At 59.7% G+C, this 21,877-nt stretch carries 21 protein-coding genes; 8 read left to right on the top strand and 13 right to left on the bottom strand.

The features are described from left to right. Positions 1–8: 8 nt before the first annotated feature. The 4 genes from ACR0KL_RS09320 to ACR0KL_RS09305 form a co-directional block, all read right to left on the bottom strand. Complete coding sequence (locus ACR0KL_RS09320; RefSeq protein WP_170677989.1) at positions 9–605, bottom strand: outer membrane lipoprotein carrier protein LolA; 597 nt, start codon at positions 603–605, stop codon at positions 9–11. Between the two features lie 39 nt (positions 606–644). After that, positions 645–3,560: a DNA translocase FtsK gene (locus tag ACR0KL_RS09315; protein WP_480776914.1), complete on the bottom strand. Its 2,916-nt coding sequence runs from the start codon at positions 3,558–3,560 to the stop codon at positions 645–647. A gap of 14 nt (positions 3,561–3,574) precedes the next feature. After that, entirely contained in the window at positions 3,575–4,756 is a 1,182-nt protein-coding gene (locus tag ACR0KL_RS09310) for an aminotransferase class I/II-fold pyridoxal phosphate-dependent enzyme (RefSeq protein ID WP_480776913.1), read from the bottom strand. A gap of 109 nt (positions 4,757–4,865) precedes the next feature. Further along, entirely contained in the window at positions 4,866–6,194 is a 1,329-nt protein-coding gene (locus tag ACR0KL_RS09305) for an amidase (RefSeq protein ID WP_480776912.1), read from the bottom strand. A 51-nt stretch (positions 6,195–6,245) separates the two neighbouring features. On the opposite strand from ACR0KL_RS09305, the gene ACR0KL_RS09300 reads away from it, so the two are divergent. Beyond that, the gene (locus ACR0KL_RS09300; protein WP_480554795.1) at positions 6,246–7,508 is read left to right on the top strand and encodes an FAD-dependent monooxygenase; all 1,263 of its coding nucleotides are present in this window, start codon (positions 6,246–6,248) and stop codon (positions 7,506–7,508) included. Positions 7,509–7,533: 25 nt separating this feature from the next. On the opposite strand, the gene ACR0KL_RS09295 is transcribed toward ACR0KL_RS09300, so the two are convergent. The 6 genes from ACR0KL_RS09295 to ACR0KL_RS09270 all read right to left on the bottom strand — a co-directional run bounded on the left by ACR0KL_RS09295 (position 7,534) and on the right by ACR0KL_RS09270 (position 11,711). Beyond that, positions 7,534–7,719 (bottom strand): Trm112 family protein, encoded by a 186-nt coding sequence (locus ACR0KL_RS09295; RefSeq protein WP_170471391.1) that lies wholly within the window; start codon positions 7,717–7,719, stop codon positions 7,534–7,536. After that, complete coding sequence (locus ACR0KL_RS09290; protein WP_170677997.1) at positions 7,716–8,357, bottom strand: LON peptidase substrate-binding domain-containing protein; 642 nt, start codon at positions 8,355–8,357, stop codon at positions 7,716–7,718. The genes ACR0KL_RS09295 and ACR0KL_RS09290 overlap by 4 nt, the downstream gene beginning before the upstream one ends. A gap of 27 nt (positions 8,358–8,384) precedes the next feature. Beyond that, positions 8,385–9,302 (bottom strand): thioredoxin, encoded by a 918-nt coding sequence (gene trxA, locus ACR0KL_RS09285; RefSeq protein WP_480776911.1) that lies wholly within the window; start codon positions 9,300–9,302, stop codon positions 8,385–8,387. Positions 9,303–9,378: 76 nt separating this feature from the next. After that, entirely contained in the window at positions 9,379–10,167 is a 789-nt protein-coding gene (locus ACR0KL_RS09280) for an exodeoxyribonuclease III (protein ID WP_170552374.1), read from the bottom strand. Between the two features lie 125 nt (positions 10,168–10,292). Then, complete coding sequence (locus ACR0KL_RS09275) at positions 10,293–10,682, bottom strand: VOC family protein (protein WP_170471399.1); 390 nt, start codon at positions 10,680–10,682, stop codon at positions 10,293–10,295. A 342-nt stretch (positions 10,683–11,024) separates the two neighbouring features. After that, entirely contained in the window at positions 11,025–11,711 is a 687-nt protein-coding gene (locus tag ACR0KL_RS09270; protein WP_170375588.1) for a response regulator transcription factor, read from the bottom strand. A 162-nt stretch (positions 11,712–11,873) separates the two neighbouring features. On the opposite strand from ACR0KL_RS09270, the gene ribA reads away from it, so the two are divergent. Continuing rightward, positions 11,874–12,968, top strand: coding sequence for a GTP cyclohydrolase II (gene ribA / locus ACR0KL_RS09265; RefSeq protein WP_170678001.1), 1,095 nt, complete (start codon positions 11,874–11,876; stop codon positions 12,966–12,968). After that, positions 12,965–13,465 (top strand): L,D-transpeptidase family protein, encoded by a 501-nt coding sequence (locus ACR0KL_RS09260; RefSeq protein ID WP_480776910.1) that lies wholly within the window; start codon positions 12,965–12,967, stop codon positions 13,463–13,465. The genes ribA and ACR0KL_RS09260 overlap by 4 nt, the downstream gene beginning before the upstream one ends. Here ACR0KL_RS09260 and ACR0KL_RS09255 read toward each other — a convergent pair. After that, complete coding sequence (locus ACR0KL_RS09255) at positions 13,449–14,108, bottom strand: YggS family pyridoxal phosphate-dependent enzyme (RefSeq protein WP_170678005.1); 660 nt, start codon at positions 14,106–14,108, stop codon at positions 13,449–13,451. The genes ACR0KL_RS09260 and ACR0KL_RS09255 overlap by 17 nt on opposite strands. Positions 14,109–14,211: 103 nt before the next feature. Then, positions 14,212–15,297: a porin gene (locus tag ACR0KL_RS09250; RefSeq protein WP_170678252.1), complete on the bottom strand. Its 1,086-nt coding sequence runs from the start codon at positions 15,295–15,297 to the stop codon at positions 14,212–14,214. Between the two features lie 281 nt (positions 15,298–15,578). Here ACR0KL_RS09250 and ACR0KL_RS09245 point away from each other — a divergent pair, with 281 nt between their 5' ends. The 4 genes from ACR0KL_RS09245 to holA all read left to right on the top strand — a co-directional run bounded on the left by ACR0KL_RS09245 (position 15,579) and on the right by holA (position 20,322). Beyond that, positions 15,579–16,067 carry a DUF3576 domain-containing protein gene (locus ACR0KL_RS09245; RefSeq protein ID WP_170552624.1) on the top strand — a complete coding sequence of 163 codons (489 nt, stop codon included), beginning with the start codon at positions 15,579–15,581 and terminating at the stop codon, positions 16,065–16,067. A 73-nt stretch (positions 16,068–16,140) separates the two neighbouring features. Beyond that, complete coding sequence (leuS, locus tag ACR0KL_RS09240) at positions 16,141–18,807, top strand: leucine--tRNA ligase (protein ID WP_480776909.1); 2,667 nt, start codon at positions 16,141–16,143, stop codon at positions 18,805–18,807. After that, on the top strand, positions 18,794–19,297 hold the full coding sequence (gene lptE / locus ACR0KL_RS09235; protein WP_170375600.1) for an LPS assembly lipoprotein LptE: 504 nt from the start codon (positions 18,794–18,796) through the stop codon (positions 19,295–19,297). The genes leuS and lptE overlap by 14 nt, the downstream gene beginning before the upstream one ends. Continuing rightward, positions 19,294–20,322, top strand: a complete 1,029-nt coding sequence (gene holA / locus ACR0KL_RS09230) for a DNA polymerase III subunit delta (RefSeq protein WP_170678009.1) — start codon at positions 19,294–19,296, stop codon at positions 20,320–20,322. Before lptE ends, holA begins: the two co-directional genes overlap by 4 nt. On the opposite strand, the gene ACR0KL_RS09225 is transcribed toward holA, so the two are convergent. Then, entirely contained in the window at positions 20,319–21,497 is a 1,179-nt protein-coding gene (locus ACR0KL_RS09225; RefSeq protein WP_170376041.1) for a TIGR03862 family flavoprotein, read from the bottom strand. The genes holA and ACR0KL_RS09225 overlap by 4 nt on opposite strands. Before the next feature lie 46 nt (positions 21,498–21,543). On the opposite strand from ACR0KL_RS09225, the gene ACR0KL_RS09220 reads away from it, so the two are divergent. Then, positions 21,544–21,840, top strand: coding sequence for an HNH endonuclease (locus ACR0KL_RS09220; RefSeq protein WP_170483195.1), 297 nt, complete (start codon positions 21,544–21,546; stop codon positions 21,838–21,840). Positions 21,841–21,877: the final 37 nt, after the last annotated feature.

The following is a 21,877-nucleotide window of genomic DNA, read 5'->3' as shown; positions in this document are numbered from 1 at the left end:
TGGGCGGGTCAGCGGTCGCTGGACCCGACCCGTTTTCCGTTTGAGAACAAGCTCTGATCGAGGCGTCCCCCCTCGGTCAGTTCCCCCAGAAGAACCGTGGTTTGCGTGCCTGCGTTGTCATAGATGACCCATTTCCGCAGCTCGACCGGGTTGTCTGTGAACATCAGCTCAATCCGCCCGGACTCGGGGTTTTTAGGATCCTGAGCCGTTACCACGGTCGCGGTCCCGTCAAAGTCGTGACCAACGACCATGTTGGCCTGCCCAAGATTCACATTCCGGGCCAGCACAAGTGACAGAGGCGTCCGCTTCAGCGGGTATTGTTCGGGCGGCTGGTTGGATTTCGGGTCAAAGATCTGAACACTCCCCGAACGCGCAAGGACAACCGCGCTGTCGGGCGGATCATATTCGAACCGCATCTTTCCGGGTCGTTGGATCCATAGCTTGCCGGTACTCAGCGAGCCATCATCATTTACTTGTGTAAAGCTGGTCTGAACCGTTTTCATCTTGTTCAGATAACTAGAGATCTCCGACAGCGGCAGCTTGTCCGCCGCCCAAGCGGCAGGCGCGGCCAGTGTCAAAGCAAGGGCAAAAGCAATCTGTTTCATACGTCTCAGATAAGGCTTCTGACCTTGTTATTAAATATCCTACTGCTCGGGGACGAGGATTTCCCGCTTACCGACATGATTTGCTGCCGAAACAACGCCTTCGTCCTCCATCTGCTCAACCAGCCGGGCGGCCTTGTTGTAGCCGATGGCAAGTTTCCGCTGGATGTAAGAGGTCGAGCATTTGCGATCCTTGATCACAATCGCCACCGCTTGGTCATATAGAGCATCCTCGCCGTTGGTGTTGCCACCGGTGCTCAAACCCAAGACGGCGTCTATGTTATCTGCCTTTTCCTCAGCCGGGCCATCGACCACACCGCTCATGTAATCGGGCGGACCGAATTGCTTCAGGTGGTTGACGATTTCTTCGACCTCTTCGTCCGAGACAAACGGGCCGTGGCAGCGGGTGATCTTGGCACCGCCAGCCATATACAGCATGTCACCCTGCCCCAGAAGTTGCTCGGCGCCCATCTCACCCAGAATGGTGCGGCTGTCGACCTTCGATGTCACCTGGAACGAAATCCGTGTCGGGAAGTTCGCCTTGATCGTACCGGTGATCACGTCGACCGAGGGGCGCTGCGTGGCCATGATCAGGTGGATACCCGAAGCCCGCGCCATTTGCGCCAGACGCTGAATGCAGGCTTCGATCTCCTTGCCTGCGACCATCATCAGGTCAGCCATCTCGTCGACGATGACGACGATATAGGGCATCGCCTCAGGCGCGAACTCTTCCGTCTCGAAGGTGGGTTCCCCGGTTTCATCGTCAAAGCCCGTCTGGACCGTGCGGCTGAACATCTCGCCTTTAGCCAGCGCGTCTTTCACCCGGCCATTGTAGCCTGCGATGTTGCGGACACCCATTTTGGACATCTTGCGATAGCGATCCTCCATCTCGCCAACGACCCATTTCAAGGCCACAACCGCCTTTTTCGGGTCGGTCACAACGGGCGACAACAGATGCGGGATGCCGTCATAAACCGACAGTTCCAGCATCTTTGGGTCGATCATGATCAGGCGGCACTCGTCCGGGGTCAGCTTATAGAGCAGCGACAGGATCATGGTGTTGATCGCCACCGACTTACCCGAGCCGGTCGTCCCCGCGATCAGCAGGTGGGGCATCTTCGCCAGGTTCGCGACAACGGACTCACCCCCGATATCCTTGCCCAGCGCCAGAGGCAGCGCATGGTTGCCATCCCCGAAATCGCGGCTGGCGAGAATTTCACGCAGCACCACCATCTCACGGTTTTCGTTGGGCAGTTCGATGCCGATTACCGAGCGGCCCGGCAAGGTCGAAACCCGTGCCGACAGCGCCGACATAGACCGCGCGATGTCATCGGCCAGACCGATCACCCGGCTGGCTTTCAGGCCCGGAGCAGGTTCCAGCTCGTACATGGTGACCACGGGGCCGGGGCGGACGCTGACGATCTCACCCTTCACGCCATAATCATCCAGCACATTCTCCAGCATCCGTGCGTTTTCTTCCAGCGCCTCGTCACTCAGGTGGTGACGCTGAATGCTGGCCGGGTTGGACAACAGGCCCAACGGCGGCAGTTCGAAATCGGAATGCCGTTCCTCGAAGGACAGAGTGGGCTGCGCCTCGGCCTGTGCCCGACGGGACGGTGGCGGAGTGCGACGGACGGGTTGGGCCACTACCGGCTTGCGCGGCTCGGCCACCGGGATTTTCACAGCCGGGCGCTGCGGCACAACCGGCTCAGGTGTCGCCGTATCTTCGAACACGGCGTCATCGTCGTAGGCATGCGCGGCATAGTCATCCTCGGGCGCATAGCCCGGCTCTGGCTGATAGTCATGCGCCGTGTCCTGCCAATTCGGCTCAGCCGACAAAACAGGTTCGGGGGGCAGGCCAGCAGCGGTCATGGGCGGCTCGGGCGGCAATTCATCCGCCCCTCTGGGATTAAAGATCAGCGGGTCCGGCCCACGACCCCGGCCCTTGGTCAGAGGCAGGTTGGGGTCATATTCCGGGGCCATCTCGCCGGTCGCCACCTTGCGATTGCGCACCGCCGCCGAAATCTTCGAGCGGATGCGATCTTCACCCGGCATTTCATCGAAACCCTGCACAGGCATGGCTTCGACCAATTCAGGCTCTGGCAGCGGCTCGGGGCGACGGATCAGCGCGGGCATCCGGGCCAGCAGGCCGGTTTTGGGGGCGGGTTCGGGTTCTTCCTCGACCTCTTCGAAGATTGGGTCTTCGAATGCGATCTCGTCGTCGAAAACGGGCTCGATCCGCGCGGCGCGGTTTTCTTTCCATTGCTCGCGACGCTCTCGCGCAGACTGTACCGTGGCCGAGGCACCCCGACCCAACAGGTTCATCAGCATGTCGTAAGACATGACCAGCCCAAGCAGGAACGCCCGCGTTCCACGCGCGACATCAGCTTTGGTGAAGCCCAGAACAAAGATACCCAGCGCCAGCATTCCGACGGCCATGGCCAGCGACATCAGCTTAACCAGGAAATGCGAAGAGATCGGCAGAAGCGTCAGCAAAGCCCCCATGACGGTATCGCCAAACAGTCCGCCCAACCCATAGCTATGGGTCGCGCGCCAGACCTCGCCCGGAACCAGAGTGGCGGCGTAAACCGAGACAATGGCAATCCAGATCGGCGCAAAGATCAGCCGAGCCACGGCGCGATCTTCGCCGAAATGACCGGCAAAACGCACACCCCAGCCGATCAGAACCAGCGCGATCCCCCAGCTGCCCCAGCCGACGATCATGAACAACGGCGCAGCGATCGAGGCGCCGATCCGGCCCATCCAGTTCTGCACCGGCGCGTCGGTTGAGACCATCCAGTTCGGATCTTCCGGCGTGTAGGACCAGATCATTGCCGCAGCGGCCAGCCCCAACAGAATCAGAGCGATCCCGATCAGTTCCTTAGTACGCCGCTCAATCGCGGCCTGAGTCGTGCTGTCCAGTAACGGATCGCGGTTGCGCGCGTTCAATGATGCCATTTTGCCCTCGTACCTCACGAATAGATGCAGTCACGAAGCTTGATCAGCCCCTGCTGCAACTCTTTTTTTGGAGCCACCAAAGCGGCCCGGATAAATTGCTCGCCCGGGTTTTGCCCCGGATCACCTTGAGAAAGATATGCGCCCGGCAGGACCCGAACGCCGGTCTCCTGCCACAGCTTCAATGCGGTTTCCTCGCCGTTCTCGACGGGCAGCCACAGGAAAAACCCGGCCTCGGGCGGCATATAGCCCTGCAGGCCTGAGAAGACCTCATCCGCGATGGCGTATTTTTCCTGATAGAGCGCGCGGTTCTCGACCACATGCGTCTCGTCGGCCCAGACGCGCGCGGCGGCAGCCTGCAGCGGCAGCGGCAAAGGCGCGCCCGCATAGTTACGCAGCTGTTTGACCCGTTTGATACTGTCCGGCCCGCCCGCAATCAGGCCCGAGCGCAGCCCTGCCAAGTTCGAGCGCTTGGACAGAGAGTTGAACAGCAAGACCCGCTCAGGATCGGCGCCCAACTCTTGTGCGACGGTCAAAGCACCTGTCGGTGCCTCATCACGATAGATCTCGGAATAGCACTCGTCTGCGAAGATACGGAAATCGTATTTTTCGGCCAAGTCGATTAACTCGGCCCAATAGTCGCGCGAGGCGACAGCACCCTGCGGGTTCGCGGGCGAGCAGATATAGGCGGCAACCGTCCGGTTCAGCACATCCTCAGACAGGCTGGCATAGTCCGGCAAATGGCCGGTCGCGGCGGTAGCGGACACAAAATAAGGCTGCGCCCGGACCGAGATCGAGGCGACCATATAGACCTGATAAAACGGGTTCGGACACAGAATGATGGGATCTTGCCCGTTCTTCTGTTCGGGGCACAGCGCCATGGCAGCATTGTAAAGCCCCTCACGAGTGCCGTTCAGGGCCATCACGTTGGTATCGGGGTCCATCGTCACGCCATAGCGACGCTTGATCCAGTCGGTGATCGAACCTCGCAGCTCGGGCGAGCCTTCATTCGGGGGGTAGCCCTGAAACCCGGCCGCGTTTTCTGTGATGACGTCTGTGACCCAAGCGGGAAAGTCATGCATCGGCGCGCCGATGGTCATGTGAATCACGTCTCCGCCCGGTTGATGATGGTCCAACAGGGTGCGCAGACGCGGGAATGCGTATTCCGGTAGGTTCGAAAACCGCTCGGGGAAATTCATATCTACTGCCTCAATATCGGGATCGTTTTCGCCCCGTTTGATTGGCAGATTACAGATCAGACCCCGCCCCGTCCAGACAAAGAGGTTCCGAATCAGGGGATTGTGGCATTCACGCCAATGCGGTTTCCGCCGCCGAACCCAACCGCAGTAGTGCTTCTTCCGAGCCGGGATAGCCGAGCATCATCAACCCACAACCCGCAGTTCCCGTCGGCAGGGTCAGCGCCGCAAGCCCCATCAGATTGCCGATGCGCGTGTTGCGCAAAGCCAGCAGATTCTCGGTCACGTAATAGTCGTGATCACTGAGGAGCCGTTCCAGGTTGGGCGGCAGGATGGGTGCGGTTGGCGCCAGAACCGCATCAAACCCGGCGGTCGCTGCATCCCATGCCGCGCGACAGGCCTTGAGCTTGGACCACGCGGCCACATAGTCGGGGCCTGACACATCTTTTCCGGTGCGGAACCGTTCAAGAATCTCGGGATACATCGCCTCGGGGTTGGCCTCGATAACGTCTTTCCACAGCCCGTAGGCCTCGGTCGTATAGAGAACACCCGAAAGCGCCATTGCATCGTCCAGTTCAGGCACCTCCAGCGGCACAATCTCGGCCCCGGCATCGCGCAGGCGATCCAGCGCATCGTCGAACGCCTTTCGCGGCGCATCTCGCAGGTCGCCTTTGGCGACGTTCTGCAACTCGGCAAAGCGGCGACCTTTCAGGCTGGCACCGCGCAGATCCGCAGGTGAGCCGCCTTCCAGCAAGGCCAGCATATGGGCGGCATCTTCGACAGAACGCGCCAGAGGGCCAACCGTGTCGAACCGCAGACAGAGCGGCACGACCCCTTCAAGGCTGAGCCGCCCGGCCGTGGTTTTAAGCCCCACCAGATTGTTCCAGGCCGCCGGAATTCGCACCGACCCACCTGTGTCCGAGCCAATCCCGCAAGCCGCCAGCCCCCAAGCCACCGAGGCCCCGGCACCCGAGGATGATCCTCCCGGTACGGCATCCTCATCGTCCACACAGGGCGGCGTGTCCGTGATCGGGTTCAGACCAAGCCCAGAAAACGCCAGCTCGCTCATGTGGGTTTTGCCGAGGCACACGGTGCCCATAGCCGTTGCGTTGCGTAGGACCACCGCGTCCGCGTCCGGCACGCGCCCTTTCAACAAGGCCGAGCCTGCCTCAGTTCCGATACCAGCCGTGTCGAACAGATCCTTCCAGCTGATCGGCACGCCATCCAGCAAGGACCGACGCAGACCCAAGGCGGCGCGCTCTTTCGCGGCTTTTGCCTCAGAACGGGCACGATCATGGGTGACGCGCGCATAGATACGGTCGCGATGGGGATGGGCGTCAATGGCGGCCAGATAGGTCTCGGTCAGTTCAACGGGGTCGATTTGCCCCTTCCCGATCCCACGGCCCAAATCACAGGCCGTCATGGTTAGCCATTCCTGCATCACACCCCTCCTTGCGTCTGACTTTCTGGGACGGTAGCGACAGGACCGCACATGGACAATCCCGAAAGGGCGCGCATATTGCAGGGCATGACACGGGCATCGAATATCCTGATCGTGGGCGGAGGCCTGAACGGCGCGGCCCTGGCATTGGCACTGGCGCAAACCGGGCATTCTGTTTGCGTGATTGACACGTTGGGCGAAAAGCTCCGCAAGAACGCGGCATTCGACGGGCGGTCTTATGCACTCGCGCTGGCGTCAAAGCGGTTGCTGGACGCAATCGGCGTGTGGGAGCGGGTTGAGGACCATGCTCAGCCCATGCTTGAGATCAAGGTCACCGATGGCCATGCGGGTATCGGGCCGTCCCCCTTTTTCATGCATTTCGACCATGCCGAGATCGAGGAAGGCCCGATGGGCTACATGGTCGAAGATCGCCACCTGCGCCGCGCGTTTCTTGAGGCGATGGCGAAAGACAAAGCGATCACCCAAATCAACGGCAGAACGGTCGTTTCGCAACAGGTCGATGCAACCGGCGTAACGTTGACGCTGGATGATGGTGCGCGTGTTGAGGGTCATCTGATCGTAGGCTGCGACGGGCGCAGCAGCGGAACCGCGGCCCGCGCCGGGATCAAGCGTACCGGCTGGGATTACGGCCAGACCGCCCTGGTCTGCGCGATTGAACACGACCTGCCGCATCACGGCATTGCACATCAGTTCTTCATGCCCCCCGGCCCACTTGCGATCCTGCCACTGACTGGCAATCGCAGCTCGATCGTCTGGAGCGAACGCACCGAGGCAGCACAGCGCATCAATGCCCTGCCCGAGGCCGAGTATCTGCAGGTCTTGCGCCCTCGGTTCGGGGATTTTCTGGGCGATATCCGCTTGCAGGGTGACCGCTTTACCTATCCGCTGAACCTGACCATCGCCAATTCCTTCATCTCCGATCGCCTTGCCCTTGTGGGGGATGCCGCACACGGGATGCACCCCATTGCAGGCCAGGGCCTGAACGCCGGGCTGCGGGACGTGGGTGCCTTGGCCGAAGTGCTGACCTTGGCCGGACGGCGCGGCGAGGATATCGGCTCGGTTCTGGTGCTGGAGCGCTATCAGGAATGGCGGCGGTTCGACACAGCCTCACTGGCGATGGCGACCGATGTGTTCAACAAGCTGTTTTCGAATGACAACCCGCTGCTACGCCTTGGGCGGGACATCGGGATGGGCATTGTCGGATCCTTGCCCGGCCTACGCCGGGGCTTCGTTCGCGAAGCCGCCGGGTTGACCGGCGACCTGCCGAAGCTGTTGCAAGGACGGGCAATCTAGAGCGTACTTGAGCGTTCAAAAACGGTCAGTCCAGCGTGCGCGCCTCATCGACCAGCATCACGGGGATGCCGTTGCGGATCGGAAAGGCCAAACCGGCAGCCTTCGACACCAGCTCCTGCTTGTCCGCATCATAGTGCAGCGTCGTATGCGTCTGAGGGCAAATTAACGCTTCAAGCATGTGGCGGTCAAAAGCGTGTTCAGGCTCGCTCATTGCAGTTTTTCCTCATTTGATCCGCCCCGCAGCGCGAATTCGATCAATGTCACCAGTGTCTCACGCCTTGTGCGCAGACAGGGGGCCTCTAGCAGGGCCTGTTTGTCTTCGGGATCGAAATCCATCAGCATCGAGAGGGAATTCACCAAAAGCTCATCATCAGCTTCTTTCAGCGAGTCCCAATCCGTCGACAGATCACGCGATTCGAAGAAGCGTTCCAGCAGGTTCAGAAAGCGGCTGCGGTCGAACACATCGTCCTTCTCGGCCTTGCCAAGATCGCGGTCAAACCCCTCCCAGGACACTTCGCACCGGCGGTAAGGCGTGAATGCATCCAGTTCGGACTTGATGCGGTATCGGGAAACACCGGTCAGAGTGATCAGATAGCGGCCATCCTCAGTCTCTGAGAATTGCGTGACACGACCGGCGCAACCAATGCGATGCAGTTTTGTGTCATCGCTCAGCGAGGGGTTCGGCTGAACCATTCCGATCAGCCGCTCCTTTGTTTTCAAGGCATCGTCAAGCATCTGCAGGTAGCGTGGCTCGAAGATGTGCAACGGCAATCGAGACCGGGGCAGCAGCAACGCCCCGGGCAGTGGAAACACGGATATCGTATCCGGCAAGTCGGCGGGATGAATCATAGACCCGAGTCTAGCTCTGATCCGAAATTAGGCAAATATCATCGAGCTGAGTTTGCGCCGCCCGTTCAGAACAATCGGATCGTTAGGCTTGAGCGCATCGAAGATCGTGAACAACTGCGTTTTGGCAGCACCCTCGTTCCACTCACGATCGCGGCGGAACAGCTCCAACAGTTGCGTCACAGCCTCTTCCACATCGCCATTGGCATGTAGGGCCTGTGCGAGATCGAACCGAGCCTGATGATTGTCCGGCTCGGCCTCAACGGCTGCGGTCAGCTCGGCCACCGGACCCGCATCCGCCGCCTGCTTGGCCAGTTCCAACTGGGCATGAGCGGCTTCGAGTTCCGGAGCGTTGGATATCTCGGCAGGCGCACCGTTCAGGATCGCCTCGGCCTGTTCCAGATCATCCGAGGCAATATGCGCACGCACCAAACCACCATAGGCGGCAGCATGGTTGGGGTCTTCGCCCAGAATCGCGGCAAAGGTCTGCGCCGCATCTACGGCTGCACCTTCTGCCAGCATTTCTTCGGCCGCCTGCACGGCATCCTCCAGTTGACCACCGGGGCTTTCGCCACCGGCCGCCTCGATCACGCGGTCGATAAATGCTTTGATCTCGGAACTCGGCAAAGCGCCTTGAAAGCCGTCCACCGGCTGACCCTTGAAGAATGCATAGACGGTCGGAATCGACTGAATGCGCATCTGAGATGCGATCATTTGCGCCTCGTCCACGTTGATCTTTACCATCTTGACCGCGCCTTTGGCTGCGGTCACCGCCTCTTCAAGCGCAGGCCCAAGCGTCTTGCACGGGCCACACCAAGGGGCCCAGAAATCCACGATCACCGGAACATCCTGAGACGCCTCGACAACATCCTCCATAAAGGTGGCTTCGCTGCTGTCCTTGATCAGATCGGTGGCTGAGGTGCTTTCCGCGCCGCTCAGAAGGTCCATGGCATTCACTCTCCGGTTCAAACGTGCGCCCTATATGCAGTCCCTTGCTGCAGAAACCAAGGGCCGAGTTGCAGGTCTAAAGGTCGAAACTGGCGAAAACGGGGGCGTGATCGCTTGGTTTTTCCCACCCGCGCGCGTCGCGCAGGACACGGCTGGAATGCCCCGCGTTCGAAATATCCGGGGTGGCCCAAACGTGATCCAGTCGCCGGCCCTTGTCAGCAGCGTCCCAATCGCGCGCCCGGTAGGACCACCAACTATAAAGCTGCCCTTCAGGGATGTCCTGCCGGGTGATATCGATCCAACCGCCCGCATCTTGTGTTTCAGCCAATGCCTCAACCTCAATCGGCGTGTGCGAGACGACCTTGAGCAGTTGTTTGTGCGACCACACATCGTCCTTGCGCGGGGCGATGTTCAGATCACCAACCAGAATGGATTTTTCAGGCTTTTCCGCATGGAACCAGTCGCGCATATCGGTTAGGTAGTCGAGCTTTTGCCCGAACTTCTCGTTCACCTCTCGATCCGGCACATCCCCGCCTGCAGGGACATAGAAGTTTTGGATGGTGACGCCATTTTCCAAGCGCGCCGCGATGTGACGAGCATGGCCAAGACCGGCGAAATCTTTGTCGCCGACCTCTTCCATCGGGATGCGCGACAGAATGGCGACACCGTTGTATCCCTTCTGCCCACGGGCCACCATGTGAGTATAACCCAGCTCAGCAAACCCTTCGGTCGGAATCTTTTCAACCGGAGACTTGCATTCCTGCAAACACAGCACATCCGGAGCCTCTTCCTGCAGCAATTTCAGCACGATAGGCTCGCGCAGGCGGACCGAGTTGATGTTCCAGGTGGCAAGGGTGAAGGGCATAATAGGGGAATCCTTTGTCGAAGCCGGGCTTGGCGTGGCACGGCGTTGGGCGCCACGAGAACAGGCCATAAACGTCTAGGGTTCGTCAATGACTGCTATGCGGGCGATACGAGCTTTTGATGCGCTCAGTCCGCGTCGCCGAAATAGACGAAACTCATTTTGTTGCCATCAAGGTCTCGGACGTAAGCTCCATAGAAGTCAGGGCCATATTGCGGGCGTGGTCCCGGCTCCCCTTCGTTGGTTCCGCCAGCAGAGAGAGCCGCCGCATGGGCTGCCTGCACTTCTTCTTCGCTTTCGCACAGCAAACCGACCATATTCCCATTGCCTGGCGTTGCTGCTTCCTTGTTGTACGGCGGAGCGACCCAAATCCGCCCACCACCGCGCAGACCATAGCAAAACCCATGGGGCATGAATTCCATGACCACCGTTCCACCAATCAGGGGCAAGACGGCATCGAAGTAATCCCTCGCCTTTGCTACATCGTTTGAACCGATCATCACGTAATTTAGGGACATAGTATACCTCGCGAAATATATGGAACATATCAGGAACAAATGACATTCCGTCGACCGTAGTGCAACCCCTGAATTGCGGAGGTCGCAAAAGGACCCATACCTCAGACACTGGTTCAACTGACGCATCTTGCCGATTGAACAAACATTTTCTGAGCGGGTAGTGATAGGCAGCCCAACGCCGGGGCATGAGCGATTGTGGACACGCTCAACGAAAAAAAGCCGGGCCATCTGGCCCGGCAGTCCAACAGGGAGGTACATGTCATTACCCGGACATGCACGGGTTGGGAGTAACCTAATTATGACTTCAGCGTATCACTTTGATCCAAATCAATCCACCTCGGATCAAGATACCAGTCGATATCCACCTGACTCTGTGACCAAAAGGCGAGCATTTGACGGATCAGGCTCGATTTTCTGACGCAGGCGGTAGATGTGCGTCTCGAGCGTGTGGGTCGTCACACCCGCGTTATAGCCCCAGACCTCATGTAGCAGGACGTCGCGCGCCACCACACCATCGGTCGAGCGGTAGAGGAACTTGAGGATGTTGGTTTCCTTCTCGGTCAGACGGATTTTCCGGTCTTCCTCGGTGATCAGCATCTTCATTGCAGGCTTGAACGTGTAGGGGCCAAGTACGAATACGGCATCTTCGGACTGTTCATGCTGACGCAACTGCGCGCGGATGCGGGCCAGCAAAACCGGGAATTTGAAGGGCTTGGGGACATAGTCATTGGCACCGGCATCAAGACCCAGGATCGTGTCGGCGTCACTGTCATGGCCCGTAAGCATAAGGATCGGGCTTTTGACACCCTGCTTGCGCATCAGGCGGCACAGCTCTCGACCGTCCGTGTCGGGAAGACCCACATCCAGAATCACGAGGTCATAGATCGCTTCGCGCGCGCGCTCCATCGCGGACGCTCCGTCAGAGGCTTCGAACACGTCGAAATCCTCGGTCATCACAAGTTGCTCGCTGAGCGCCTCGCGCAGGTCCTCGTCATCATCCACCAACAGGATTTTCTTGAGCTGAGCCATTCTTGGGTCCTCCAAAGCCTTTCCCATCACTTGCGTGTGGAATATGCAATCAACAAGATTTACTGCAACCGTTTCACGCCTTCGTGTCAGACGCAGCGGAAATGTTTCACAATTCCAGCCGAAAGCGCTAGGAAAAGGGTCGAACGTTATAGGGTAACATAGATGAGTCTCATCCCCGATATCACCGAATTGCTGGCGCGCGCGCGGGCTGACCTGCGGATGGGCGTGCCAATCGTGCTGGTGGATGACAATGGCGGCAGCGTTCTGGCCATCTCGGCCGAGACGATTACGCCCCAGCGACTGGCCGATCTGCGCAGTTTGGGTGGGGCACCTGTGGTGGCCATCACCGGGCGACGGGCGGAAACGCTGAAAGCGCGCGCTTACGACGGCGATCTGGCGCGGGTGTTGATTCCGGCAGATGCAGACATGGCATGGGTGCAGGCCGTGGCGGATCCATCGGACGATCTGAATGCGCCGATGAAAGGCCCGCTGATGACGGAAAGGCAGGGCAATGCCAACCTGCACCGCATTGCCATCGCTCTGGCCAAATCCGCCCGATTGCTGCCTGCTGCCGTGGTGCTGCCAGTCGAAGACGGCCGTAGTTTTGTGGCGACCCACGGTTTGACTTGCATAGATCACTCCCGGGCCGCGCCGCATCTGGCAGATCGCAGCGCCCTGCACCCGGTTGTCGCCGCGCGCTTGCCGATGGAGGTGTCCGAGGCCGGTCGGTTGCACGTTTTCCGCCCTGAAGACGGCGGGGAAGAGCATTACGCGGTCGAGGTCGGGCGACCGGATCGCAGCAAGCCCGTCTTGGCTCGGCTTCATTCGGCCTGTTTTACCGGCGACATCATGGGCAGCCTGAAATGTGACTGCGGCCCTCAGCTGCGCGGCGCACTGGCTCAGATGGGTGCCGAGGGCGCAGGCGTGTTGCTCTATCTGAATCAAGAAGGACGTGGAATCGGGCTGGCCAACAAGATGCGCGCCTACTTCCTGCAGGATCAGGGCTTTGACACGGTCGAAGCCAACCATCGCCTCGGATTTGAAGATGATGAGCGCGATTTTCGCCTCGGATCGGATATTCTGAAATCTCTGGGCTTCAGCTCGGTCCGGTTGCTGACCAACAATCCCGCGAAGATCGCCATGATGGAGCGCACAGGGATCGCCGTCGCCGAGCGGGTTCCGCTGAAAGTCGGGGAGACCGCCCATAACCGCGGATATCTTGAGACCAAGGCTGCGAAATCCGGACATTTGCTGTGACACCCACAGATTTGGTGCTGACCCCACGAGGCGTTCGGTTCCGGGGACGGTCCTTTCCCTGCTCAATCGGGAAAGGTAGGCGGAGTACCACCAAACGCGAAGGCGATGGCGCCACACCAGTCGGTGTTCATCGCATTGTTGGAATGCTCTACCGCGCGGATCGGATATCGGCGCCTGCGTCATGGGCCATTCCAATCGGCCCGCAAGACCTGTGGTCAGACGATTCGAAAGACAGCCGCTATAATCAACTGGTCACTGCCCCCTATCCGTTCAGCCATGAACGGTTGCGCCGCGCGGACCCTCTCTATGACTTGGTGCTGCTGACCGATTGGAACTGGCCGAATGCGGTGCCGGGCAAAGGCTCTGCCATCTTCCTGCACCAATGGCGGCGACCGGGTTATCCGACCGAGGGCTGTATCGCCTTCCGGCGCGATCACCTGCGCTGGATAGCCGAGCGGATCACGCCCGGCACCCGCCTGATCATTCCTGAGGTCTGATCCGTTCGCCAAAGATCGCCGATCCGACGCGCACATGGGTGGCCCCAAGCGCAATCGCCTGTTCGAAATCGCCGCTCATGCCCATTGAAAGACCCTTAAGGTCATTGCGGGCGGCAATCTTCGCCAGCAAGGCAAAATGCAGTGCGGGTTCTTCCTCGACCGGCGGGATGCACATCAGACCGCGTATGGGCAGGTCCAGCGCCCGGCATTCCGCAATGAACCCATCCGCATCTGCGGGGAGTATACCGGCCTTCTGTTCCTCTTCTCCCGTATTGACCTGAATGAAGAGGTCCGGGCAGAACCCGAGCTCCTGCGTCAACCGCGCCAGAGTCTTCGCCAGTTTCGGGCGATCGACAGAGTGGATGGCATCGCAAAGCTCCATCGCCTGACGGGCTTTGTTGGTTTGCAAAGGGCCGATCAAATGCAGATCAATTCCGGCGAATTGTTCCTTGAACGCGGGCCATTTACCGGCGGCCTCCTGCACGCGGTTCTCGCCAAAGCACCGGTGACCCTGTTCCAGCACATCCTGCACACGCTCGTTTGGTTGCACTTTGGATACGGCGATCAGCTTCACCGACCCGGCAGCCCGCCCTGCTTTGGCTTCGGCTTTTGCGATACGGGCGGAAATCTCTGACAGCGACATGATGATCCTCAAATCTGGTTTGCAGCGAGACAAACACCAAGTCGGTGCAAAAGAAAAGGGCGGGTCCGAAGACCCGCCCTAGAACCGTCTGGTTCAGATCAACTTAGAAGTTGAACTGGGCACCAAAGTCGGCGCGGACATAGCTGTCTGCTTCACCTTCTTTGATCTGGCCGATACCACCGCGCAGCGATACACCACCGCCCAGGTCGTAGTGAGCGCCGATACCAACGTTGCGGGTATCGCCATCAGCCGAACCGTCACCGTAGACGAACTGGATGGTGGTCGCAGCGCCAACGTTGTAGGCAACCGACAAACCGTATGCAGTGCCGTCGGTGGCATCTACTTCGGTGTTATCGTCTGCAACAAACAGAGTACCTGCGAAGTCACCAAACTCAGCACCCAAGGTGAAAACGAGCAGGCTTGGGTCGTCGCCATCACCACCGTCGGTCTGACCGTAGGCCAGAGCGGCAGTAACGTTGTCGAAGGTGTAGGTCGCGCTGATGTCCCAACGGTCTGCGTCAGTGCTGACGATCGTTGCAGGAGCAGGATCAGCAGGAGGAACAGTACCAGTACCGGTGACTGTTGCCACAGTGGTGGCCGCTTGGTCGTAGGACGCGCCAAACGCGAAGTCACCAACAGCGTACTGGAAGAAGACGCCGTTTACGCCTTCGCCGGTCGAGCTGTATGTTGCGAAGCCATAGTCAACACCCGAGTACTGACCCAGGAATGTTTCCAGACCAACTTCGTAGCCGTAGTAGTTTGCAAGGTTGTCGAACGAACCGGCGATGTTGCCGGCGTCAACACGCAGACCACCGAAGATGACCGAGTAACGCGCGCCGTTCAGGGTTGCCTGATCCTCTGCGGCTTCACCCAGAGCATCGTCGTCGGCTTGCAGACGGATACGACCCTCGAAGCGGACACCAGCGTCGGTTTCAGCGATTGCGTCGATGTTCAGACGGAAGCGCGAAACCAAAATGGTGTCGTCAACGTCTTCATTGACACCTGCCGCGAAGACGTCATCGGCAGTTCCGGATACGCCGTCTGCACCAGGACCTTCAAAGGTTTGGGTTTCAGTGCGGTCTTCTTGGTAACCAATACCAAAACGACCATAACCGCTGAAGTTCACTTCAGCTGCTGCAACGCCTGCGGTCGCTACCAGCGCCGTCGTTGCAAAGAGAACTTTTTTCATCTTGTTTCCCTCGGTTTCAAAAAGTTTTTCTACTCGACACATGCAAAGCACATGTCTCAGCACGGACATCGTTTCGCTCTTTTCCCCCCCTTTGCGCAAGGTTGGCCTAAATAACAGGACCGCATTGAAGTTGGATTGGTGCAAGGATGCCACAGTCCTGATCACCGCCCTGTCACGCGGATATAGTGGGATTTGATAAGAATAGGCTTGTTGCGCAAAGGGTCCTTGGCTAGGAGTAGCTTCCAATGACCGCAAATATAGCGAAACAGGACCGACCGACGATGCGCTTGCCGACGACTTTGGGTTTGATCTTTCTGACTGCCACTCTTGCAGCATGCGGACAGAATCGCAGTGCCGTCACCAACCCGGATTTGCTAAGTACCGGCAGCACCCGCACGGAAGAGCGCGAGCTGGATGATCCAGAACGCACAACCATCTGGGATGTCTTTGGCCCCAAAAATGCCGAGCAGACCACCAATGTGAACCGTTACCTGTGGGCGGCGTCACTGGATGTTCTGAATTTCCTGCCCGTGCAAGAGGTCGATCCCTTTACCGGAGTAATCGTAACGGGTTACGGCACCCCTCCGGGCGGTGGGCGGCAATATCGCGCCACCGTGCATATAAGTGACCCGGCGCTTGCGGCGCGGTCCCTTTCGGTTGCGCTGCAGTCCAGCGGGGGCTCTCCGGTCAGCGCCGCAACCACCCGCGCGGTTGAGGATGCGATCCTCTCGCGTGCAAGACAGCTACGGATTGCAGACAACAAGTTCTAGCAACCCGCTCAAAATCGCTCTAAAGACCACGCCGGGTTCCTACCCGGCGTTTTCAGTTACGAAGGACCGCATGATGTCGCGCTACTCGGCCAGTGAAATCGAAGCAAAATGGCAAGAGGCCTGGGACAAGGCCGGAATCTTCACCGCCGACCACAAGGCGGACAAGCCGAAATACTACGTGCTTGAGATGTTCCCATACCCGTCTGGCCGAATCCATATGGGTCACGTGCGCAACTACACGATGGGCGACGTGATCGCGCGACACAAGCTGGCGACCGGCCACAATGTCTTGCACCCGATGGGGTGGGACGCGTTCGGGATGCCCGCAGAAAACGCCGCGATGGCAATCGGCGGCCACCCGAAAGACTGGACCTATGGCAACATCGCCGACATGCGCGGGCAGATGAAGCCTCTGGGCCTGTCGATCGACTGGTCGCGCGAATTCGCCACCTGTGACCCGGAATATTATGGCCAGCAGCAGGCGCTGTTCCTCGATATGCTAGAGGCCGGTCTGGTCTACCGCAAGAACGCCGTCGTGAACTGGGATCCGGTGGATATGACCGTTCTGGCCAACGAGCAGGTTGAAAACGGGCGCGGCTGGCGCTCGGGCGCTTTGGTGGAAAGGCGCGAGCTGACGCAATGGTTCTTCAAGATCTCGGACTACTCCGAGGAGCTGCTGGACGCTCTGGACACGCTTGAAAACTGGCCCGCCAAAGTCCGCCTGATGCAGGAGAACTGGATCGGCAAGTCGCGTGGCTTGCAATTTGGCTTTGAGCGCACGGACGGAGGTGAGCCGATCACCGTATACACGACTCGCCCCGACACTCTGCTGGGCGCGTCTTTTGTCGGCATCTCGCCAGATCACCCGATTGCCAAACAGCTTGAGGCTGAAAACCCGGAAGTTGCTGAATTCGTTGCTGAATGCCGCAAAGGTGGCACCACTGAAGAGGCCATCGAGACCGCCGAGAAGCTGGGCTATGACACTGGCATCAAGGTCAAGCACCCTCTGGACCCGAACTGGGAACTGCCGGTCTGGATCGCGAATTTCATCCTGATGGATTACGGCACGGGCGCTATCTTCGCCTGCCCGGCTCATGATCAGCGCGATCTGGATTTCTGCCGCAAATACGGCCTGCCAGTGGTCGATACGTTCTTTGCACTGGACGATGAGTCTCCGGTCGACAAGCTCGCATTCGTTCCACCTAAAACTGAGAAAGTCCGTTGGGTGAACCATTTCGCGGGCCTGGCCGAAGCAACCGGCGAAGAGGCTATCAACGCCACCGTCGATTTTGCAGAAAAGGCCGGTTGGGGCGAAGGTGTCACCAAATTCCGTCTGCGCGACTGGGGTCTGAGCCGCCAGCGCTACTGGGGTTGCCCGATTCCCGTGGTCCACTGCGAAAAATGCGGCACGGTTCCTGAAAAGAAAGAGAATCTGCCGATTGAGCTGCCCTATGATGACGGCAACGGCAAAGCCATCGACTTTTCGATCCCCGGCAATCCGCTGGACCGCCACCCCAGCTGGCGGGATACGCCCTGCCCGTCCTGTAGCGCTCCGGCCAAGCGCGAAACCGACACGATGGACACGTTCGTCGATTCGTCCTGGTACTACGCCCGTTTCACCGCTCCACGCGCGGAAACCCCGACTGATTTGGCTGAGGCCGAGTACTGGATGAATGTCGACCAGTATATCGGCGGTATTGAGCATGCGATTCTGCACCTGCTCTATTCCCGCTTTTTCGCCCGCGCGATGCAGATCACCGGCCATCTGCCGAAAAAGGCCATCGAGCCGTTCAATGCGCTGTTCACTCAGGGCATGGTGACGCATGAGATTTACCAGACGCGCGACGCCAATGGCCGCCCGGTCTATCACCTGCCCGAGGATGTGACGACAACGGCAGCTTACGAAGCGAACCTCGCCAAAAACACCCAAGCGGTGCAGGTTTCTGGCGATGGGTTGGTGATTAAGCCCGACGGATCGCCCCGAGTTTCCAGGGAAACAAGTTTCGTTCTCAAAGCAACGGGCGAACAGGTTGAAGTCATCCCTTCGGCCAAAATGTCGAAATCCAAGAAAAACGTCGTGGACCCGGTCAGCATCATCTCGGCCTTCGGCGCAGATACCGCCCGTTGGTTCGTCCTGTCCGATTCGCCGCCCGAGCGGGATGTGGAATGGACAGCCTCCGGCGCCGAGGCCGCGTTCAAGCACCTTAGCCGTGTCCATCGCATCGCGTCCGAAATCGCCGAGTCGGACGTTCCGGCCAATGGAGAAGACGAAACTCTTCTGCGCGAGATGCACAAAGCGATCCATGATGTCTCGGGCGGAGTCGAATCCTTTGGCTTCAACGCCTCGATTGCCAAGCTTTATGCCTTCACCAACACTCTGGCGAAGTCGAAAGCAGGGACCGAGGCCAAGCGCGAAGCCGCTAAGACTTTGGCACAGTTGATGTCGCCGATGACGCCGCACCTGTCCGAGGAACTCTGGCAGCTGCTGGGTGGTGAGGGTCTTGTGGCAACAGCTGCTTGGCCGGTCGCGGATGAGGCGATGTTGGTCGATGATACGATCACCCTGCCGATCCAGATCAACGGCAAACGCCGCGCGGAAATCAGCGTTCCCAAGGATATGCCTAAGGATGAGGTTGAAAAAATCGCGCTCAGCACCGAAGCTGTGCAAAAGGCGTTGGAGGGAGCCGCGCCGAAGAAGGTGATTGTTGTCCCGGGCCGGATCGTGAATGTCGTCGTTTAACCGCAGAAGTTTTTTGTTTGCCCCGCTGGCTGCCTGTTTTCTTGGGGCCGCCTGCGGGTTTGAACCGATCTATGCGCCCGGTGGGGCGGGCTCGGAACTGTTTGGCAAGGTTGAGGTATCGGCCCCGAACACGGTCGAGAGTTACCTGCTGGTTCAAAACCTCGAACAAAAGCTGGGGCGCAGCGCGACCTCAGGCAATGCCTACAGTCTGGATGTCCGTGTTGAGACCGCCGTCCAGGCTGCTGCGATCACGTCCACCAACGAAATCAACCGTTTGTCCATCGACGGGCGCGCCGAATACACGTTGAAATCGAATGAAACCGGGCAGATTCTGGCCTCGGGCGAAGTCACGGATTTCGTGGGCTATTCGGCGGCAGGTTCCACCGTTTCGACCCTGGCGGATGAGCGCGACGCCCGAGAGCGCCTGATGGTGATTCTGTCCGACCAGATCGTCAATCGCCTCTATGCGACGCCGGACCTGACCTCATGAAGTTGAGCCCGCGCGAGGCTGACGGGTATTTTGCCAGACCGGACGCGGACAAAACCGGGCTTTTGATCTACGGCGCCGATACCATGCGCGTGGCTTTGAAGCGCCAACAGGTCTTGACCGCCCTGCTTGGGGCAAATGCCGAAGAAGAGATGCGTCTGACCCGAATGCCTGGCAGCGATCTGCGCGGCGACCCGGCGCTATTGCTGGATGCGGTCAAAGCGGTTGGTTTTTTCCCCGGCCCCCGCGCGGTGTTCGTGGAAGAGGCAACCGATACCGCCGCACCCTCGATCCTTGCTGCGCTTGAGGATTGGACGCCCGGAGATGCTCAGATCATCGTGACGGCTGGCCAGCTGAAAGCCAGCTCGAAAATCCGCAAGGCCTTCGAAACGCATCCAGCAGCCTATGCGGTGGGCATCTATGACGATCCGCCCTCTCGGGCCGAGGTTGAACGGATTCTGACTCAAGCCGGATTGCAGAACATCCCACGCGACGCGATGTCGGCGCTGGGAGAGTTGGCGGTCAGCCTCAGCCCCGGAGATTTCACCCAAACGGTCGAAAAGCTGTCGCTGTATAAACGCGACGACGAGAGCGAGCTCAGCCTGGAAGATATCGAAGCCTGCGCGCCCCGCTCAACCGAAGCGGCGCTGGATGATGTATTGAATGTGGTCGCCGAAGGCCGCGCCGGAGAGATCGGGCCGCTGATCCGTCGCCTGCAGGCGCAGGGCACCAACGGGGTGACGCTGTGTATCGGCGCGACTCGGCATTTCCGCACGCTTTACGCCTGTGCCTCCGACCCCGGCGGAGCAGCGCAGGGAATCGGCAAGCTGCGCCCGCCGGTCTATGGCAAACGACGCGACCGTATTTTGCGGCAGGCTCAAGGTTGGGGTGCGCCAAAGCTGCAGACGGCGCTTACAGTGCTGACAGATACCGACCTGTCGCTGCGCTCGGCAGGGCAAACGGCCCCCGCGATGGCCTTGGTCGAACGCGCGATGATCCGGCTGGCGATGCTGGCCCGGTCGCGTTAGCGGTTCAGCCAGTCGCCCGCCGACCTTCCTGCCCAGCGCCCCGTCGCCAGACAGGCGGTGAGAAGATAGCCGCCGGTAGGTGCCTCCCAATCCAACATCTCACCAGCGCAGAACACTCCGGGCATCGCGGCTAGCATCAATTCGTCGTTCACAGCAGCGCGTGTGATGCCTCCGGCGGTCGAAATCGCCTCATCCATCGGGCGCAATCCTGCGTGGCGTACCGGCAGGGCTTTGATCAGTGCGGCCACGTCGTCGGGTGCGTCTGGAAGGGGGCGGGCAAACTCCATCAGCAAAGCAGTTCGCACCGGTCCAAGTTTCAGGGCTTTGCGCAGGTGATTGGACAAGCTCATCTTGCCGCGCGGTTTTGCCAGGCGCGCGACCACTTCCGAGGTCGACAAGTCAGGCATCAGGTCAATCGTCAGCGGCTCGCCCTCTCGCACCGGCTTGCAGATGGTGTAGATGCCTCCGCCTTCCAAGCCGCGGGCCGAGATCACCGCCTCGCCCCGTGTGCGCTGGGTGCCGGCTTGTAGCGCGACCCCTTTGATCGGCGCGCCAAAATGCACGGTCATGTGATCTGACCAGTCGATCAAAAGCCCAGCATTTGCGGGTGCAAACGGTGCGAGTTGCACGCCTTTCTCTGCCAGCCATGGCGCCCAGGCCCCGTCCGAGCCCAACCGCGCCCAGCTGGCCCCGCCCATGGCAAGCACGGTTGCGTCGGGCTGCAGCCGTTGCGGACCATCCGGGGTATCAAACACCAGAGCTTCGCCCTCCCACCCAGTCCAGCGCCAGCGGGTTCGGATCTCGACACCACTATCCGAAAGACGCGCCAGCCATGCACGCAGCAAGGGTGAGGCTTTCATAACGGTTGGAAAAACACGGCCTGTTGAGCCGGTGAAAAGCTCTTGCCCCAAGTCGCGCGCCCAGTCCTGCACAGCCTGCGCGTCGAACTCAGCCAGCATCGGGCGAAGCCAGCCTGCGGCTTCATCATAAGATTGAATCAGTGTCTCAAGGGACTCATCCTTGGTTAGGTTGAGACCCGACTTGCCCGCCATGAGGAACTTGCGCGCGACCGAAGGCTTGGCTTCGGCCACCAGAACCGAGTGACCGGCAAGGGCAAGCTGCTCGGCCGCCATCAACCCGGCCGGTCCTGCCCCGATCACCACTGCCTGCGCCATCCTCGCCCTCTTGCCTTCGCCGCCCGCAGGCGCATCATTCCCAATCATGACGAACAGCGATCCGATCTGCCCGCTTTGCGACCGCCCCATTCCCGATGGCGGCGGCAGCCTGCATCATCTGATCCCAAAACTCAAAGGAGGCAAGGGCGGACCAACCGTTCTGCTGCACCAGATCTGCCACAAAGAGGTCCACGCCACCCTGTCCGAGGCCGAGCTGGCGCGCAGCTTCAACACGGTTGAGGCCCTGCGCGCCCATCCAAGGCTTGAGAAATTCCTGAACTGGGTGCGCAAGCGTCCGCCCGGTTTCCGGTCGAAAGTTCCGGGCAAGCGGCGCGGGCGCTGATCAGATCGCTTTGCGTTTGATTTGAATCGAAATACGC

This window comes from Ruegeria sp. C8, assembly GCF_056537565.1.
The sequence above is the reverse complement of the archived record's forward strand: the minus strand, read 5'-3'. Positions and strand labels throughout refer to the sequence as shown.